This is a genomic window from Massilia oculi (genome assembly GCF_017582745.1).
In the GTDB taxonomy this organism is placed as follows: Bacteria; Pseudomonadota; Gammaproteobacteria; order Burkholderiales; family Burkholderiaceae_D; genus Telluria; species Telluria oculi_A.
This window is the reverse complement of the sequence record NZ_JAFVIM010000001.1, coordinates 290,214-308,129: the sequence shown is the minus strand read 5'-3', so window position 1 is coordinate 308,129 and position 17,916 is coordinate 290,214. Positions and strand designations below refer to the sequence as shown.

At 65.1% G+C, this 17,916-nt stretch carries 17 protein-coding genes; 7 read left to right on the top strand and 10 right to left on the bottom strand.

Translation table 11 applies throughout. From position 1 onward, the window contains the following. Positions 1-26: 26 nt before the first annotated feature. Complete coding sequence (locus J3U95_RS01425; RefSeq protein WP_307728318.1) at positions 27-953, top strand: ATP-grasp fold amidoligase family protein; 927 nt, start codon at positions 27-29, stop codon at positions 951-953. Between the two features lie 42 nt (positions 954-995). Here J3U95_RS01425 and J3U95_RS01420 read toward each other — a convergent pair whose 3' ends face one another. The 5 genes from J3U95_RS01420 to J3U95_RS01400 form a co-directional block, all read right to left on the bottom strand. Further along, complete coding sequence (locus J3U95_RS01420; protein WP_208276928.1) at positions 996-1,388, bottom strand: VOC family protein; 393 nt, start codon at positions 1,386-1,388, stop codon at positions 996-998. 33 nt (positions 1,389-1,421) lie between these two features. Continuing rightward, complete coding sequence (locus J3U95_RS01415) at positions 1,422-2,429, bottom strand: serine hydrolase domain-containing protein (protein WP_208276927.1); 1,008 nt, start codon at positions 2,427-2,429, stop codon at positions 1,422-1,424. 42 nt (positions 2,430-2,471) lie between these two features. Continuing rightward, the gene (locus J3U95_RS01410) at positions 2,472-3,944 is read right to left on the bottom strand and encodes a CehA/McbA family metallohydrolase (RefSeq protein ID WP_208276926.1); all 1,473 of its coding nucleotides are present in this window, start codon (positions 3,942-3,944) and stop codon (positions 2,472-2,474) included. Positions 3,945-3,960: 16 nt separating this feature from the next. Next, positions 3,961-6,465 (bottom strand): TonB-dependent receptor, encoded by a 2,505-nt coding sequence (locus J3U95_RS01405; RefSeq protein ID WP_208276925.1) that lies wholly within the window; start codon positions 6,463-6,465, stop codon positions 3,961-3,963. Positions 6,466-6,631: 166 nt separating this feature from the next. Then, entirely contained in the window at positions 6,632-6,919 is a 288-nt protein-coding gene (locus tag J3U95_RS01400) for a limonene-1,2-epoxide hydrolase family protein (RefSeq protein ID WP_208276924.1), read from the bottom strand. Between the two features lie 154 nt (positions 6,920-7,073). On the opposite strand from J3U95_RS01400, the gene J3U95_RS01395 reads away from it, so the two are divergent. After that, positions 7,074-7,958 (top strand): dienelactone hydrolase family protein, encoded by an 885-nt coding sequence (locus J3U95_RS01395; RefSeq protein WP_208276923.1) that lies wholly within the window; start codon positions 7,074-7,076, stop codon positions 7,956-7,958. 147 nt (positions 7,959-8,105) lie between these two features. Further along, positions 8,106-8,840, top strand: a complete 735-nt coding sequence (locus tag J3U95_RS01390) for a ZIP family metal transporter (protein WP_137175510.1) — start codon at positions 8,106-8,108, stop codon at positions 8,838-8,840. 38 nt (positions 8,841-8,878) lie between these two features. Here J3U95_RS01390 and J3U95_RS01385 read toward each other — a convergent pair whose 3' ends face one another. The 3 genes from J3U95_RS01385 to J3U95_RS01375 form a co-directional block, all read right to left on the bottom strand. Beyond that, positions 8,879-9,733, bottom strand: coding sequence for a sulfurtransferase (locus J3U95_RS01385; RefSeq protein WP_208276922.1), 855 nt, complete (start codon positions 9,731-9,733; stop codon positions 8,879-8,881). 16 nt (positions 9,734-9,749) lie between these two features. Further along, positions 9,750-10,670 (bottom strand): DMT family transporter, encoded by a 921-nt coding sequence (locus tag J3U95_RS28870; RefSeq protein WP_208276921.1) that lies wholly within the window; start codon positions 10,668-10,670, stop codon positions 9,750-9,752. Between the two features lie 83 nt (positions 10,671-10,753). After that, on the bottom strand, positions 10,754-11,854 hold the full coding sequence (locus J3U95_RS01375) for an aromatic ring-hydroxylating oxygenase subunit alpha (protein ID WP_005668024.1): 1,101 nt from the start codon (positions 11,852-11,854) through the stop codon (positions 10,754-10,756). Between the two features lie 357 nt (positions 11,855-12,211). Here J3U95_RS01375 and J3U95_RS01370 point away from each other — a divergent pair, with 357 nt between their 5' ends. The 3 genes from J3U95_RS01370 to dxs are packed head-to-tail and all read left to right on the top strand — an operon-like array spanning position 12,212 to position 15,237. After that, positions 12,212-12,466, top strand: a complete 255-nt coding sequence (locus J3U95_RS01370; RefSeq protein ID WP_229519571.1) for an exodeoxyribonuclease VII small subunit — start codon at positions 12,212-12,214, stop codon at positions 12,464-12,466. Further along, entirely contained in the window at positions 12,463-13,362 is a 900-nt protein-coding gene (locus tag J3U95_RS01365; RefSeq protein ID WP_208276919.1) for a polyprenyl synthetase family protein, read from the top strand. The genes J3U95_RS01370 and J3U95_RS01365 overlap by 4 nt, the downstream gene beginning before the upstream one ends. Continuing rightward, a complete protein-coding gene (gene dxs / locus J3U95_RS01360) occupies positions 13,363-15,237 on the top strand; it encodes a 1-deoxy-D-xylulose-5-phosphate synthase (protein WP_208276918.1) in 1,875 nt (624 codons plus the stop codon). Positions 15,238-15,292: 55 nt separating this feature from the next. On the opposite strand, the gene J3U95_RS01355 is transcribed toward dxs, so the two are convergent. Continuing rightward, positions 15,293-16,183, bottom strand: coding sequence for a DMT family transporter (locus tag J3U95_RS01355; protein WP_208276917.1), 891 nt, complete (start codon positions 16,181-16,183; stop codon positions 15,293-15,295). Positions 16,184-16,277: 94 nt separating this feature from the next. Between J3U95_RS01355 and J3U95_RS01350 the strand changes: the two genes are divergently transcribed. Continuing rightward, positions 16,278-17,267 carry a LysR family transcriptional regulator gene (locus J3U95_RS01350; protein WP_208276916.1) on the top strand — a complete coding sequence of 330 codons (990 nt, stop codon included), beginning with the start codon at positions 16,278-16,280 and terminating at the stop codon, positions 17,265-17,267. Here the strand turns inward: J3U95_RS01350 and J3U95_RS01345 are convergent. Further along, complete coding sequence (locus J3U95_RS01345; RefSeq protein WP_208276915.1) at positions 17,212-17,913, bottom strand: 2OG-Fe(II) oxygenase; 702 nt, start codon at positions 17,911-17,913, stop codon at positions 17,212-17,214. The genes J3U95_RS01350 and J3U95_RS01345 overlap by 56 nt on opposite strands. Positions 17,914-17,916: the final 3 nt, after the last annotated feature.

The window sequence follows — 17,916 nt, the reverse complement described above, 5'->3', positions numbered from 1 at the left end:
TGATATTCTTGCATCAAGAGAACGTCATGCTTTCTGGAAAACTGATAAGATCGTTGCCACTTTTATCACCAGGGATGGGGAACGCTGTGCAAATTCCATACAAGTTACGTGTGCTGAAATGGCGTCTGTTTCGCAAGAGCAGCGGAGACGCGTTTTTGCATCAGGAATACACCAGATTGTATGGGAAACGGCTGAATACCGAGACGCCGCAGACATGGTCCGAGAAAATCTTTTGCCGCATGCTCGACCTGAACCGCGAGCAGAATCCACTATTTACCAAGCTGGCCGATAAATACCAGGTGCGCGAATTCATCCGTGAGAAGATCGGCGAGGAATACCTGGTCAAGCTGATCTGGAGCGGCACGGATCCGGCCGCCATCCCCTGCGATACGCTGCCCGAAAAGTGCATGATCAAGACCAATCATGGCTCGGGCGGCAATATCGTCTACAAGGCGGGCGCCGACCGTTCGGCCATCATCGCCAAGGTGCGCAAGTGGCTGGGCGAAAACTACTACTGGGGCGCGCGCGAGTATCACTACTATCATATCCCGCGCCGCGTGCTGGTCGAGGAATTCCTCGACGACGGCTTCGAGGACGGCCCGCTGGACTACCGTTTCTTCTGCTTCAACGGCGAGCCGGAAGTCATCCAGGTCGACAACGGCCGCCATGACATCAATCCGTTCTACGATACCGAGTGGAACAAACTGGACGTGACCTATCGCGACAAGTTCAAGGAGCGCGACATCCCGAAGCCGGAGAATTTCGACAAGATGATGGAGCTCGCGCGTGTCCTGTCGAAGGAGTTCGACTTCGTGCGCGTCGACCTGTACAACCTGAAGGGCAAGATCTACTTCGGCGAGATGACCTTCACGCCGGTCGCCGGCCGCTTCGTGTTCAAGCCCGCGGCCTGGGACCGCAAGCTGGGCGAGAAGTGGAAACTGGCCCGGATCTGAGGGCGCCGCGTTCAGCGGAGATGCGGCCTGGCATGAAAAACCCTATACCGGATCGTGGCAGACGACGCAGACCTTGTTGCCCTCGGTGTCCCTGAAATAGGCTGCGTAATAATGCGCGTGGTACTCGGGACGTAGCCCCGGCGCGCCTTCCGGCATCGCGCCGTGATCGAGTGCAGTCTGGTAGGCCAGGTCCACAGTGGCGCGATCCGCAGCCGTCAGCGCCACCATCTGGCCGTTGCCCGCCGCGTGAGGATTGCCGTCGTACGGCGCCCCGACCAGCAGCAAGGGACGCGGGCCGGGATGCGATTGCCAGCCTGCCCACGGCCGTTCCCGGTCGCAGAAGCGCAGCGGATTGCCGAGCGTTTCCATCAGCGCCGCATACAGCCGGAAGGTGCGCTCGAAATCGTTGGTGCCGATGAATACGTGCGAGAACATCGTGATCTCCTGTGGTCGGTGCTGTCGTTGCGCTCAGTCGAGGGCGGCGCCCAGGATCTGCTGCAGGTCCGGCTGCGCCGTCTCGCAGTTGGCCAGGTGGATCACCGACATCCGCAGCGCCGGAATCCGCACGATGAGCGTATTGAATCCCCACAGCCCGCCGCTGTGGAACACGACGTCATGGCCTGTGCGCTGGATCACTTCCAGCCCGAAGCGGTAAGCCGGCACTGAACCGTCCAGCAAGGGCGATGGCTGCAACATCGCGTGCAGCAGGCTCGATGGATCGGCCCACTGGCGGTGCCACTCTTTTTCCCAGCGCAGCAGCTCGTTGATGCTGGCATACACGCCACCATCGCCGACCGTGTTGGCATTGCCCAGGTGCTGCTTGTAGCCGAAGGGACGCGCAGCATCGGCCTCGTAGCTGAAGACCCGGTGTTCGATGATGCTGAAGCGGTCCTCGTCGAACGCGATGCGCCGCATGCGTAGCGGATCGAACAGCCTGGCTCTGGCATAGCGGGCCAGCGACATGCCGCTCAGGCGCTCCACCAGGGCGGCGAGCAGGATGTAGTTGCTGTTGCTGTAGCGGTACCCGGTCGAGGTGGGGAAGACGACGGTGTCGAGACGCTTGATCAGGTCCAGGATCATCCGGTTGTCGAAGTAGTCGGCCTCGTGGCGCGACAACTGGCATTCGATGAACTGGAAATAATCGGGAATACCGCTGCTGTGATTGAGCAGGCTGCGAAGCGGGAAGGGTTGTTCGAACCTGGCCAGTTCGGGCAGGTGGATGCAGACGTCGTCATCGAGCGCGATGGCGCCCTCGCGCACCAGCGACAGCACGCAGGCGGCGGTGAACTGCTTGGATTCGGAGGCGAGGTAATAGGCCGAATCGGAGGCCAAGGGCACCTTCAGTTCGAGCGACGCCATGCCGTGGTGAAGCTCGAATACGAGCTTGCCGTCGCACAGGATGGCGGCGCTGAAGCCAGGGCCGTCCGGTGGCAAGGTCGATTGCAGTTGCGTGAAATAGTCTTCCAGCCGGTGCACGAAAATCCCTGTCTTGTCCGCTATGAGCCGACAAGTATAAGCTCAGCCGGCTTCCGGATTCAGGTAGATCGGATTGCCGAGCAAAATGAGCTTGCCCGCGCCATCGCGCACGTCGACCCGCACCCAGTGGCGCTTGCCGTCGCTGCGCCAGGTGAATTCACGCACCACGTCGTCGCCATCGACGTCGCGCTGCGCCAGCAGGGCCGAGCGTTCGCCATCGAACAGCACCTCGATCCGCGCTCCTTTCGCCTGCGCCACGCGCACGCTGAAGCGGGCGCTGTCGCCTTTTTTCACGGCCAGCGCATCGCCCATCATCGCGTGCCTGCCGGACGCCTGCGCCGTCAATTCCAGCAAGCGGCCCGGCACGTTTTGCAGGTCGATGAACACGCGGCCGGCGCGGATCCCTTCCAGCAGCGCGAGCTGCGACAGCGCGCGCGCATGGACGACCGTGGTCGGTTCGCCCAGGGCGCCCGGCATGCCGCGCGCCTCGTGCGGACGGTGGTTGTCGCTGCCGCCGATGGCGGTGATGCGCAGGCCGCGCTGCAGTTGCGCATGCCAGAACGGGATGCCCGACCATTCGCTGTCCGCGTCCGGCCCATTGACCACCTCGATCGCCTGCACCCGGCGCATATCGGTCGCCTGTTTCCAGCCGCAGCCCATGCACTCCTCGCCCGAAGGCCGCACCGGGTGATTGATCGACAGCAGGCCGTTCAGGTTCGCGGCAGCGGCCAGCAGGCTGTTGGCGTCGGCATGCGCGCCGGGCGCGATGCGAAAGTCGAGCGGGGCCAGGGTGCCGAACAGGTTGGCATGGCCGTAAAAAGTGGTGATCTCGCGCGCCGGCATCAGGAGCAGGCGGTCGAAGCGCGGCTGCATCTCGCGCATCGCGTTGGCGTGGCCGACATGGTTATGTTCGGTGATGGCGACGAAGTCGAGTTTTCTCTTCCGCGCCGTCACGGCCGTCATGTAGAGCGGGCAGGGAACCGGCGGAGCGCCGCTCGTCGTCGGGCAGCTGCCGTCGCTGTGGCCGGTGTGGGTGTGCAGGTCGCCGCGGTACCAGCCGGCCCGCGTGTCCAGCACAGGCCGCAGCAGGGCGGGTTCGTCGGCCACGTCCAGCGAGCGTGAAAAATAGACTTGCGCCGTGTACCCGGCCTGCGCGTGCTGGCGCATGTTAGGGATGCCGAGCAGCAGGGCCCAGGTGCCCGGCGTGGTCGGCGTCGGCTGGTAGGACGGCGTGGCGTCCACGCCGCTGACCGTGAAGACGCGCTTGTTGCCGCCGCTCCAGCCGCGCAGTGTTCCGTCCGGGCCAAGCAGGCCGAGGTCGATCACGGAGCGCTGTTCCTTGCCGTCGTAGTCGAATGCGACCGTGATGCGCTCGACGCCGGCCGGCACATCGAAGGGCACGCTGCGGTAGGTCTGGTGGTCGGCGCCGGTGAGCACGCCGCGCAAGACCAGGTCTGGTGTATCAGCGCGGGCGTCGAAGCCGGCAATCAGCAGCAAGAGAAACAGCAGGCGCATGGTGTTTCCCTTCCGATCAGAAGTCGATCTTGAGCGCCGCCCTGATCGCGCGGCCCAGGATCGGGCGCGCGAGGAAGGTATTGGCGCCGGCGTCGGCATTCTGCAGTTCGCCCGCGCGCGGATTGCCCTCGGTGAGGCCTTGCGAATTGTTGATGTTGTCGACGTAGACGAAGCCTGTCATCCTGTTTGATAAACGATAGCGCGCCGAGAAGTTCAGCACGCGGTAGGACGGCAGGCGCACCGAGTTGGCCGAATCGACGAAGCGGTCGCCCTGGTATTCCCAGGTCAGTTGCAGGCGCAGGTCGTCGCCCAGCAGGTTCAGGCCCGGCACCAGGCGGAAACTCGTCTTCGGCACGCGCACCAGGCGGTTGCCGCTGAAGTCGCGCGGCACCGGCTGGCCGTTCACCTGGTCGGTATAGCGCAGGTTGTCGTACTCGGGATTCTGCAGCGTGACATTGAAGCCCAGGTCGGCCCAGTCGGTCGGACGCAGCATGCCTTCCAGTTCCAGCCCGTAGGTGCGGGTGGCGGCATAACCGGTCTGCGGCGCGGCGCTCGCGTTATCGAGCGAGAACACGTAGTTGGTATAGCTGACGTTGTCGTACTTCGAATAGAACAGCGTCGGATACAGGTCGATCAGCGGGCTGCGGAACTTGTAGCCGACTTCGGCCAGGTCCATGGTCTGGATGATCGGCTTCGCGGTCGGGCTGGTGATGTAGGAGCTCAGGTTGGGCAGGCGGAAGGCGCTGGTCCAGCGCCCGAACAGGCCGGCGTTGCGGTCCAGCTGGTAATTGGCGCCGATGGTCCAGCCGGTCTTGTCGAAGTGGTGGTCGTAGGTGTCGAACACCCCGCTGCCGGTGCGGATCCTCGAGGTGGCGAAGGTGCCCTCGTTCACCGTGGTCGGACGCTCGACCCAGCCTTCGGTCTGCACCCGTTCCCAGCGCAGGCCGGCGTCGACGCGCAACTGGCTGTTGACTTGCCACTCGTCGGCCAGGTACAGCGCGTGGGTGGTCGAGCGGCCTTCCGCGTTTTCCCACTCGTAGCCGTGGTTGTAGATACCGCGGTCGGTCAGGGTGCCGAGGCGGTTGCCGGCGGCGTCGTTCGCGACCAGGTCGAGCAGCGGCGCCTGGTGCCGGGCGCCCAGCAGCACCGTCGACGAATAGCGGTCGAAGCCCTGGTCGAAACGGGCGAAGTAGTAGCCGACGGCGACGTCGTGGGTCTGGCTGCCGATATTGAAACGGCGCGACAGGCGGGTGTCGTTGATGATTTCTTCAAGCGGCATGGTGATGCCGCGCAGGCCGCCGACGATCATCAGGCCGTTGTCGACCGCGCCGGCGCCAGGGTAGGCTCCACCGGGCAGGTTTGCGTACTGCAGCGAGAGCCTGGTCGCGCCCGGCACCTGGGCCAGCAAGCCCTGGGAATTCTTGAGGAAGGCGTCGATGCTCTGGAGCTGGTTGGCGAACACGCCGTTGCGCTGGGTATGGGTGTCCGAATAGCGCAGCGACTGGTCGATGCGCCAGTCCTTGCCCAGTTCCTTCTCGAGCTTGAAGCTCAGCTGGTCGCGGCGCACGTGGGTGCCTTCGGTATTGTCAAAATCGTAGACGCCGCCGTCACCCATCCGCATGCGGATGTGGCGGGTGTCGGGGCCGGCCACGGTGCCGTAGTTGCCGTCGAAGCCGGGCACCGCGCGGATCTTGCCGTCTTCGCCGGTACGCATCGGGATCGCCAGGAACAGCGCCACCTTGTCGTCCAGGTGCTTGACGTCGAAGCTCATGCGGCCGCGGTCGATCTCCTTGACCAGTTTCAGGCGCACTTGGCCGCCGTCGTTGGCGCGGTAGCCGGGATCGCGGATGCCGTCGTCGACGCGGTAGAAGCCGCCGATGCCGACGCCCCAGCCATCGCCGAGTGGCGTGCCGTACCAGAAGTCGGCGCGGCGCTGGCCCTTGTTACTGCCCGTGAACTTGATCGAGCCGCCCGGCGTGTCGCCGATTTCGCGCGACAGGAAGTTGATCGCGCCGGCCGGGGCATTGGTGTAGAACACCGACGAGGGGCCGCCGCGCACGACCTCGATGCGGTCGACCGTTTCGTCCAGGCGGAAGGCCTGGTCGGCGTTCAGGTAGCCGAGCGACGGGTCGTGCTGGACCGGGATGCCGTCTTCGAGCAGGGTCACCGAACCGAAGCCGTCGACCGGGATGCCGCGCGCCCGAATATTGCCCGAGGCTTCGCCGCCCGAGGCCTCGACCCAGAAACCGGGCACCGATTTCACCGCCTCGGTGACCGAGGTCGGGGCCTGCATGCGCAGGGTGTCTTCGTCGATGGTGGTGATCGAGTAGCTGGCCTTGATCTTCGATTGCTTCGACGCGGTGCCGGTGACCACGACCACGTCGGTCGCCGCCGGGTCGGCGGACGTGGCGGGCGCGGGCGCGTCCTGGGCGTGCAAGGGCAGCGTCACGAGACCGATCACGAGGGCGCTGCCGCCACGGAAAGCGGAGCGTACTGCTTGGTGGATGACTGTCGACTTCATTGCTGGCGTTTTCCTTTTCTGGAGACCGTGCGGGACACCCGCGGCGATGGCTGAGTGGCGGTCGGAAAACGATAGCGAGCAAGTGTTAAATCAGAATGACAAAAGACACACAAAATATGCAGCAGCCATAGCCCAAGGCAATGGCTGCATGAGAAGGCAACCCGGTTCAGGCGCTGTCGTCGGGCGTGCGCAGCGCGGTTAGTTGACGCTCAAAGTCGGCCAGGTCGAAGTAGTCGCGCCAGACGGTGATTTCGCCGTTTTCGACCGTGACCTTGCCCATCACCGGCAGCGTGATGACGCCGCCGTCCTTGTGACGGAAGACGTCGATCCGCTCGTTGAGCACGACGTTGCCGGCCGCCGCGATATGGGTCACTTTCCAGTCGAGCAGGCAGTCGGTGCCGATGCCGAAGTCGCGGTGGAACTTCGCGACCTCGCCCTGTTGATTAGCCGGCAATCGCTTTAATCATTTTCAAGCATCGATGGAAAATAGATGTGTGGAGACCCTTGGCAAGCTCATGGCTTGCCGCTCATCCGTGCGGAGCGTGCAGTCGGCGCGGGCGATGCTAGACTGGCAAGCCTGTCCAACTCTGACCAGAAAGGGGATGTCCATGAAAGATCTCGTCAACGATGCCCACAGCCTGCTGGGCGCCAGCGCCTACGACGATGGCGTGAAGCGGCGCGACTTCTTGAAGGCGGCGGTCGGCACCGGTTTCGCCGCGGCCGCGCTGCCGGTGGTCGCGCAAACCCAGATCCAGACCGATGCCGAAGGCCTCGACGCGGCCGACAGCATCCTCGTGATCGAGGGCCAGGACGTGCCCGTCTACCGCGCCCAGCCGCGCGGCAAGACCAACGTCCCGGTGATCCTGGTGGTGTCCGAGATCTTCGGTGTGCATGAACACATCAAGGACGTGGCGCGCCGCTTCGCCAAGCAGGGCTATATGGCGATCGCGCCCGACCTGTTCGTGCGCCAGGGCGATGCGACCAAGGCCCCGAATACCGCAGAACTGATCAAGAACATCGTGTCCAGGACCCCGGACGCGCAAGTCATGTCCGATCTCGACACCGTGGTGGCCTGGGCCAAGCAGCGCGGCGGCGACACCACCAAGCTGGGGATCACCGGTTTTTGCTGGGGCGGACGCATCACCTGGCTGTACGCGGCGCACAACCTGGACGTCAAGGCCGGCGTGGCCTGGTATGGCCGCCTGGTAGGCGAGGCGACCCCGAACACGCCGAAGCACCCGATCGACGTCGCCCAGAACCTCAAGGTGCCGGTGCTGGGCCTGTATGGCGGCAAGGACAACGGCATCCCGCTGGACACGGTCAAGCGCATGCAGGCCGCCCTCGACAAGGGCAACAGCCGTTCGACGATTCATGTGTATCCGGATGCCGACCACGCCTTCCACGCCGACTACCGCCCGAACTACAACGAGCTTGATGCCAAGGATGGCTGGAACCGCGCGCTGGCCTGGTTCCGCAAGCACGGCGTGGCCTGACGCCTGTCTCTTTAGACGGGCTCTTGGACGACCGCGGGCCGGGAGCGGTACAATGTCCGGTTTGCGGATCGTCGCAAGAACAGAACAAGAGGCTTTCAAATCGACCCGCTTTTCGACCCGACCCTGAGTTCCATCCTGCTGGCGACCGTGATCGCCGGCGTCGTCAGCATTTCCGGGGCTGCACTTTTCTCGTTCGCCCTGTTGTCGAAAGTGGTCGAAAAGATGGTCAGCCTGTCGGTCGGCATCATGCTGGCGACGTCGCTGCTGCACGCGCTGCCGGAAGCCTTCGAATCGGGCGCCGACATCAAGAGCCTGTTCGCCACCCTGCTGGCGGGCCTGCTGGCCTTCTTCTTGCTGGAAAAGGTGGCGCTGCTGCGCCATTCGCACCACCACGAGGGCGACGGCCACCACCACGCCCACGGTCATGACGCGCGCGAGGCCGGCAAGTCGGGCTGGATGATCCTGCTCGGCGACGGCATGCACAACTTCACCGACGGCATCCTGATCGCGGCGGCCTTTCTGGCCGACCCGGAAGTGGGCATCGTGACCGCGCTGGCCATCGTCGCCCACGAGATCCCGCAAGAGATCGGCGACTTCATCGTCCTGCTCAACGCCGGCTTCTCGCGCCTGCGCGCCTATGTGTTCAACCTGCTGTGCAGCCTGCTGGCGGTGGCGGGCGGCCTGCTGGGCTACTTCACGCTGGACCAGGCCAGCGGCCTGATTCCCTACGTGCTGGTGTTCGCCTCGTCGGGCTTCATCTATATCGCGGTGAGCGACCTGATGCCGCAGATGCAGCGCCGGGCGACGCTCAAGGAGACGGTGCCGCAGGTGTTCCTGATCGGCCTGGGCGTGGCGATCGTGGTGGCGCTGCACGCGTTCTGACCCAAAAGAAAAGGGCTTCGTGACGAAGCCCTTGTTCTTCAATCCGCGCCTTTCGCGACCGGCCGCGCCGGATCGCCGACCCACTCGCTCCACGAGCCCGGATACAGGCTTGCCCCCGGCATGCCGGCCACTTCCAGCGCCAGCAGGTTGTGACACGCGGTCACGCCCGAACCGCACTGCATGATGGCGCGCTCCGGATCGTCGACCAGGGCGCCGAACTCCGCGCGCAGCTGGTCAGCATCCTTGAAGCGGCCGTCGGCCTGCAGGTTGTCCTTGAAGAAGCGGTTCTTGGCGCCCGGGATGTGGCCGCCCACCGGGTCGATGGTTTCGTTCTCGCCGCGGAAGCGGTCGGCCGCGCGGGCGTCGATCACGATGCGCTGGCCGCTTTCCAGGTTGACCATCACCTCGCGCACCGTCACCGTGGGCACGAAAGGCGCGCGCACGGTCAGGCTGCCGCCCGGTTTGTTGGGCTTCTCGGTCGACAAGGGCTGGCCCAGCGCCTGCCAGGCCGCCATGCCGCCATCGAGCACCGCGACCGCTTCGTGGCCCAGCCAGCGCAGCAGCCACCACAGGCGCGCCGCGAACATGCCGCCGTGGGCGTCGTAGGCGACCACTTGCGTGTCGTCGCCGATGCCGAACTCGCGCAGGGCTTGCGCCAGCGCTTCCTTCTCGGGCAGCGGATGGCGGCCGAGGAACACGCCATCAGGCCCGCGCTTGGCGCCCGACAGCACGGTCTCGATGTCGGCGAACACCGCGTTCGGCAGGTGGCCGGCGGCATAGCCTTCGCGCCCGGCGGCGAGGTTCACCAGGTCGTAGCGGCAGTCCACCACGACCCACTTCGGGTCGTCGATATGGGCGGCCAGCTGGCTGGCCGAAATCAGGGTCTTGAACATGGCGTTAAGTCTCCTTCTACGATTCGCTGACCACGGGGTCCTGGTCCTTGACGACGGCGCCGCGCGCCGTCTTGCGGGTATTGTAGAACGTCGCGGCCAGTCCCGAGAGCAGGATCACGCCAATGCCCAGCCATACATGCCAGTCGAAGGCGTCGCCCCACAGGATCAGGCCCCATAGGGTGGAGAACACGATGCCGGTGTACTGCAGGTTGGCCACCACCAGCACCTTGCCCACGCGGTAGGCGCGGGTCATGCACATCTGGGCGATCAGGGCGGCGCCGCCAATCCCCAGCAGCAGGAGGGCGCCGTACATCGTGTGCGCATGGAATAGCGCGCCCCGCGGGCCGTCGCCGGCCAAGGTGGCGGCCAGGCCGACCAGGGTCGTGGTCAGCGAGAAGTAGAACACCACGCGGTACTCGGGCTCGCCCAGCTGGCCGAGCTTGCGCACCTGCATATAGGCCATGGCCGAGATCATCGACGAGCACACGCCGGCCAGGCCGCCCAGCCACTGGTTGCTCTCGACCGCCGGCTGCAGCACCATGGTCACGCCGAAGAAGCTGGAGGCGATCGCCACCACCAGCGGCCATTCGGCATGCTTGGTCCTGGTCCACCAGCCCATGGCGAACATCCCGGCCGCGATCCAGATCGGGGCCATGTAGTTGAGCGTCATCGCGGTGGCCAGCGGCAGGCGGCCGATCGCGAAGAACCACAGCCACAGCGAGGTCACGCCGACCAGGCTGCGCCACAGGTGGGCCTTGCCGAAGGGGGTCTTGAAGGTGCCGCCCTGGTGGCGCACCATGAGCAGCAGGATGAGGGTGCCGATCAGGCCCCGGTACATCAGGAGTTCGGAGGTGGAATAGAACTCGGAAGCCAGCTTCACGCCCGCGCCCATGGCGGCGAACGCGAAGCTGGCGTACAACATCCAGAGGGAAGCCATCGGATTTCCAGTGAAAGACCGTGCGGCATGGGCGCCGCGCGGTCCGTGGCGCCGGGTGCGGCGCCGGTTTTACGACTCAGGGGTTACAAGGCGATCCTGCTGCGATACCACTCATGGAAGTGCTGCATGCCGTCTTCCATCGGCGACTGGTAGGGACCGACCTCGTTGACGCCGCGCGCCAGCAGGATCTTGCGGCCGGCGTCCATGCGCAGGCCGATCTCGTCGTCCTCGACCGCCGTCTCCATGTAGGCGGCGCGCTCGGCCTCGACGAATTCGCGCTCGAACAGCACGATCTCTTCGGGGTAGTAGAACTCGACCACGTTGCGGGTCTTCTGCGGGCCGTCCGGCCACAGGGTCGACACCACCAGCACGTTCGGGTACCACTCGACCATGATGTTCGGGTACAGCGTCAGCCAGATCGCGCCGTACTTCGGCGGCTGGCCGTTGTTGAACTTCAGGACCTGCTCCTGCCAGCGTTTATAGGCCGGCGAGCCGGCCTTCTGCAGCGCGCGGTTCACGCCCACGGTCTGCACGCTGTAGTCGCTGCCGAATTCCCATTTCAGGTCGTCGCACGAGACGAAGTTGCCCAGGCCCGGGTGGAACGGTTCGACGTGGTAATCTTCCAGGTAGACCTCGATGAAGGTCTTCCAGTTGTAGTCGCACTCGTGGATCTCGACGTGGTCGAACATATAGCCCGAGAAATCGAGATCCTTCGTCACCGACAGCTTGCCGAGCTTTTCCATCACGTTGTAGCCGTTCTGTTCGAACAGCAGGCCGTTCCAGTTCTGCAGCGGGGTTTTCGACAGGTTCAGGCACGGCGTGTCCGCGAAATGCGGTGCGCCAATCAATTCGCCCTTCAGGTCATAGGTCCAGCGGTGCAGCGGGCACACGATGTTCTTCGCATTGCCGCGGCCATTGAACATCAGCGCCTGGCGGTGGCGGCAGACGTTGGACAGCACTTCGATGCCGCCGGCGTTACGCACCAGCATGCGGCCTTCGTGTTCGGAGGCGAGCGTCGCGAAGTCCCCGGTTTCCGGCACCATCAATTCATGGCCGATGTAGCGCGGGCCATTGTGGAACAGTTGCTGCATCTCGCGCTTGAGGAGCGCGTCGTCAAAATAAACATTTACCGGAAGCTGTGCGTTCGAGCGCGCCAGCTTGGCGTGGGTAGCCAGATCGGACATCCCAACCCCCCTTTAAGTAAGCTTCCAAAGAAGAGAAAGAATCCAAAGACCAGTATTTAAGTAGAGGAATACGGTATTTCGGACAGAACCGGAGATTATACTGCGTAACAGGCTCTACCGTCTTGGGCCGGCGCGAGTTTGTGGTGCGCGGCGCTTGATGTGTTGCCGATGAGGCATGGTTTTCATGTCGGAAAGAAGGGCAGAGTAGGGGCGTCGGCCGAATTGTTGACGCACTTGCTAGTTGTGAATGCTGCAATGTGCGCCCCCCGTGGGGTGGGATTGATCTAAAATACGCGATTGGACTGACCCACGGCGCACAACTCGGCGCCTTCACGATAGCGACTTATGGCAAAGAATATGACAGCGGATAGCGCGCCGGCAGCAGTCGCGGCGCCTCCGCAATCCTTCGAGCAGGCGATGGCCGAACTGGCCCAGCTCGTGACACAGATGGAATCCGGCGCCTTGCCGCTGGAAGCCTCGGTGGCGGCCTACGCGCGCGGCTCCGAACTGGTCAAGTACTGCGCGGCCCAGCTCGAAAAAGTCGAGTCCCAGGTCAAGGTGCTCGAAGGCGACATGCTCAAGCCATTCAGCGACGACGAGGCAACGCAATGACGGTTCAGGATTTCAGCGCCTGGACCCGCGACGTCCAGGCAACGGTGGAAGAGGCGCTCGACGCCTTCCTGCCCCCGAGCGACCGCGTGCCGCACAAGCTGCACGAGGCGATGCGCTACACCACGCTCGGCGGCGGCAAGCGCGTGCGCCCGCTGCTGGCGTATGCCGCCGGCGCGCTGTTCGACGCCGACCCGCAGGCAGTAGCCCGGGTCGCGAGCGCGGTCGAGATGATCCACGTGTATTCGCTGGTGCACGACGACATGCCGTGCATGGACGACGACGCCCTGCGCCGCGGCAAGCCGACGGTGCACGTGGCCTATGACGAAGCGACCGCGCTGCTGGTCGGCGACACCCTGCAGGCGCAAGCCTTCGAGGTGGTGGCCGGCCTCGATGTCGCGGCGGTGCCGCCGGCGCGCCAGCTGACGATGGTGCGCCTGCTGGCGCAGGCGGCCGGCTCGAACGGCATGTGCGGCGGCCAGGCGATCGACCTCGATAGCGTCGGCCTGTCGCTCACCCGCGAACAGCTCGAGCGCATGCACCAGTTGAAGACCGGCGCCATGCTGCGCGTGTCGGTGCTGCTCGGCGCGCTCGCCGGCCGCGACCTGGAGCCGCGCGAACTCGAAGCGCTGGATGCCTATTCCGCCGCGGTGGGACTGGCGTTCCAGGTGGTCGACGACGTGCTCGACGCCACCGCCGATTCGGCCACGCTGGGCAAGACCGCCGGCAAGGACGCGGCGGACAACAAACCGACCTATGTGTCGATCCTCGGCCTGGAGCCATCGCGCGCGCTGGCCGAGCAACTGCGGCGTGACGCGCACGAAGCGCTGGCGCCATTTGGAGACAAAGCACAGCGTCTGCGCGAACTGGCAGACCTGATCGTGCAGCGGAAGGCCTAAATGAACCTGCTAGAAAAAATCAACGACCCATCCGACCTGCGCAAGCTGCCGCGCACCCAGCTCACCCCGCTGGCGCACGAGCTGCGCCAGTTCCTGCTCGAGTCGGTGTCGAAAACCGGCGGCCACCTGTCGTCCAACCTGGGCACGGTGGAGCTGACGATCGCGCTGCACTACGTGTACGACACGCCGCGCGACCGCATCGTGTGGGACGTCGGCCACCAGACCTATTCGCACAAGATCCTCACCGGCCGCCGCGGCCGCATGCCCACCTTGCGCCAGCTGAACGGCCTGTCGGGCTTCCCCAAGCGCGACGAGAGCGAGTACGACACCTTCGGCACCGCCCACTCGTCGACCTCGATCTCGGCGGCGCTGGGCATGGCCACCGCGGCCAAGATCAAGGGCGAGGACCGTCACGCGATCGCCGTCATCGGCGACGGCTCCATGACCGCCGGCATGGCCTTCGAGGCGCTCAACAACGCGGGTGTGGAAGAAGACGTCAACCTGCTGGTCATCCTGAACGACAACGACATGTCGATCTCGCCGCCGGTCGGCGCGCTGAACCGCTACCTGGCGCGCCTGCTGTCGGGCCAGTTCTACGCCGCCGCCAAGAACGTCGGCAAGAGCGTGCTGCCGGCGCCGGTGCTCGATCTGGCGCGCAAGCTGGAAGAGCATGCCAAGGGCATGGTGGTCCCGGCCACGATGTTCGAGGAATTCGGCTTCAATTACATCGGTCCGATCGACGGCCACGACCTCGATTCCTTGATTCCGACGCTGGAAAACATCAAGAAGCTCAAGGGCCCGCAATTCCTGCACGTGGTGACCAAGAAGGGCCAGGGCTACAAGCTGGCGGAGGCCGAGCCGATCCTGTACCACGGCACCGGCAAGTTCAACCACCTCGAAGGCATCAAGCCGTCCACCGCGCCGGGCAAGATCACCTATACCGAGGTATTCGGCAACTGGCTGTGCGACATGGCGGCCGCGGACAAGAAGCTGGTCGGCATCACGCCCGCGATGCGCGAAGGCTCGGGCATGGTGCGCTTCCACCAGGAGTACCCGCAGCGCTACTTCGACGTCGGCATCGCCGAGCAGCACTCGGTGACCTTCGCGGCCGGCATGGCCACCGAAGGCGTGAAGCCTGTCGTGGCGATCTATTCGACTTTCCTGCAGCGTGCCTACGACCAGCTGATCCACGACGTGGCTTTGCAGAACCTGGACGTGACCTTCGCGCTCGACCGCGCGGGCCTGGTCGGCGCCGACGGCGCGACCCACGCCGGCAATTACGACCTGGCCTACCTGCGCTGCATCCCGAACATGGTCGTGATGGCCGCCTCGGACGAGAACGAGTGCCGCCAGATGCTGACCACCGCTTATCATTACCCTGGCCCGGCCGCGGTGCGCTATCCGCGCGGCGCCGGCGTCGGCGCGCCGATCGTCGAGGCCTTGAGCTCGATCGAGATCGGCAAGGGTGAAGTGCGCCGCACCGGCAAGGACGTAGCGATCCTGGCCTTCGGCTCGATGGTGGCGCCAAGCCTGAAAGCGGGCGAAGAACTCGATGCGACCGTGGCGAACATGCGCTTCGTGAAGCCGCTCGACGTCGAACTGGTCAAGCGCCTGGCGCAGGAGCACGATTTCCTGGTGACGGTGGAAGAGGGCTGCATCATGGGCGGCGCCGGCGCCGCCGTGATGGAAGCGCTGGCGGCTGCCGGCATCGCCAAGCCGGTGCTGAACCTGGGCCTGCCCGACAACTTCATCGACCAGGGCGATCCGCAAGCGCTGCTGGCGTCGGTGGGCCTGGATGCCAAGGGCATCGCGGCGTCGATCCGCGCGCGCCTGGTGGCGCAGGGCGAGCCGCGGCTGGTGGTGAACAACGGCTGAGACCGCGTCTCGAACAGAAAACCGCTTTCTCATGAAAGCGGTTTTTTTTTGCGTGTCAGTCGGGCTTGCGCGTGCAGAGGTGGACCGCGCCGGCCGTGACGGCGAAACCTGCCAACGTCATCCCGCCGAGCGTTTCCCCAAGCACGGCGAATCCCATCAAGGCCGTCGTGCCGGGAATCAGATAGAACAGGCTGGCGACCTTGCTGGCCTCGCCCTTGCGCATCATGAGGAACAACAGGCTGACGGCGCCGATCGAATTGACGATCGACAGCCAGCCGGATGCCAGTACCAGCGCCGGCGTCCAGCTCACCTCGAACCCTTCCACCACCAGGGCCAGCGGCAGCGCGACGATGCTGGCGACCGCCAACTGGATGAAACCGCCGCTGCGCAGATCGGCATCCGCGCAATACTTTTTCTGGTACAGGGTGGCAAAGGTGATGCCCGCCAGCGCCAGGCTCACCGCACCCAGGCCAGCGATGCTGGCGCCGCCGATCCGGTCGGCCACCACCAGCGCCACGCCGCCCAGGCCCGCCGCCAGTCCGAGCCACTGCCGGCCGCTGACGCGTTCATGCAGGAAGACGCTGGCCCCGAGGGTGGTGAACAGCGGCATGGTGCCGACGATCAGGGCCGACACGCCCGCGCTCACGCCCAGCTTCAGGCCGGTGTACAGGCTGGAGAACTGCAGCGCCTGCACCAGCAGGCCGACCGCCACCAGGTGCGCCGCCGGCTTCCAGCCGGTCGGCCACGGCGCCCGGGTGACGAGCGCGATCGCCAGCAGCACCAGCGCCGCCACCGCGAAACGCAGGAACAGCAGGGTGAACGGTCCCGCGTAAGGCAGGGCGAGCTTGCCGACCACATAGCCCGAGCTCCACATCAGGATGAACAGGAAGGGCAGGGTGGACGAGGGCGCTGCGAGAACTGTTTTTGGAATGCTGAATGCCGTCATGATCGTCTCCGGTTGTCGGGAGACCAGATTACGACCATGTATTTATGGATACAATACGTTCGAGTGATAACACATTGTTTCCAACGGGGATACCATGAGCGAGCTGGCGCCACGCGATTTTTCGGATGTGTGGCCGTTTGTCCAGGTAGTCGAGGCGGGCAGTTTTTCAGAGGCGGCGCGCCGCATGGGCACGACCAAGGCCAGCGTCAGCAAGGCGGTGGCGCGGCTCGAAAAGGCGCTGCAGCTCAAGCTGCTGAACCGCTCGACGCGCCGCATCGGCCTGAGCGAGGCGGGACGCGACATCTATCAGCACGCCGTGCGCATGATCGACGAGGGCCGGGCCATCGAGGCCGCAGCGGCCGGGCAGCGGTCCGGGCCGGTCGGCACGCTGCGTGTGTCGACCTCGATGGCGTTCGGGAACGCGCAACTGGCCGCGCTGCTGCCCGGCTTCATGGCGCGCTACCCCGAGGTGCGCGTGGTCCTGAACCTGCTTGACCGCCACGTCGACCTGGTGGAAGAGGGGATCGACGTCGCGCTGCGCCTGTCGCCGAAGATCGACCTGATGAGCGTCGTCGCGCGCCCGGTAGCGCCGCTGCGCTACGTGCTGGCGGCCTCGCCCGACTACGTACGGCGCTGCGGCATGCCGCTAGATGTCGCCGGCTTGGCGGCGGCGCGCTGCCTGACCTTCGGCGAAGCGGGGCCAGGCGCGGTCTGGGAATTCGACGTGGATGGCGCGCCGGTCACGCTCAAGCCCGCCAGCGCGTTGACGATCAACAGCAGCCAGGCGCTGCGCGAAGCGATGCTGGGCGGCGCCGGCATCGCCCTGCTGCCGACCTTCGTCGTGGGCGAGGACATCCGCGCCGGCCGCGCGTTGCATGTGTTGCCGGCGGCGCGGCCGGTGGGCATGTTCGGCAGCCAGGTGCTGGCGGTCTATCGCGAAAACCGCTTCCTGCCGCAGAAGGTGAGGGTATTCATCGACTACCTGCTCGAACAGTGGGGTGAGCAGCCGGCCTGGGACGATTTTCTCGCTAGCCCGGCTGGCCGAACAGCGCCTCGGCGCGCTGGTACAGGATCCAGGAAGTAGCGATGTATTTGTCGCCGCTCCTGGCCACATTGCCGCGGTGGGTATGGGTGAAGCCGGCCGGCGCGATCACCAGCCGCCCTTTTTTTGGCGCGATCTTGCGGCCCTGGTACAGGAACTCGGTCTCGCCGCCGTCTTCCACGTCGTTGAGATAGAACATCCATAGCAGCACCCGGTGCAGCGAATCGCAGCTGGCGTTCTGCGGATAGATCTCGGAATGCCAGTGGTGGTAGCCGCCGCTGGCCTGCCGGTACTTCTGCAGGTTGATGGTGCCGGGCCGGTACAGCACGCGCACCAGGTCTTCGATATACGGACGGCCCACCTCCTCGAAGTTGTCCATCGATAGCACCGTCGGCGCGCCGGTCTGCGGATGCTCCAGCGTCGGCGACAGGGATCCCATCAGCAGCATGCGGTAGCGGTCGACGTACTGCACCAGGTGGCGCGACATCGTCTCGAGCAGCAGCTGGGTGACGTCGTCCCATTCGCGGTGCAGGTTGATGGTGATGTCGTAGCTGTCCTTCTTGTCGACGTCGACGCCGTTGCCGGTGCGTCCGCGCACGACCTTGTCGCTGGCCTCGAAGCGCGCCAGCAGCGCGTCGCATTGCTGCGCGCTGAGCGCGTCGTCATACACGCCGATGAAGTCGTCCATGGA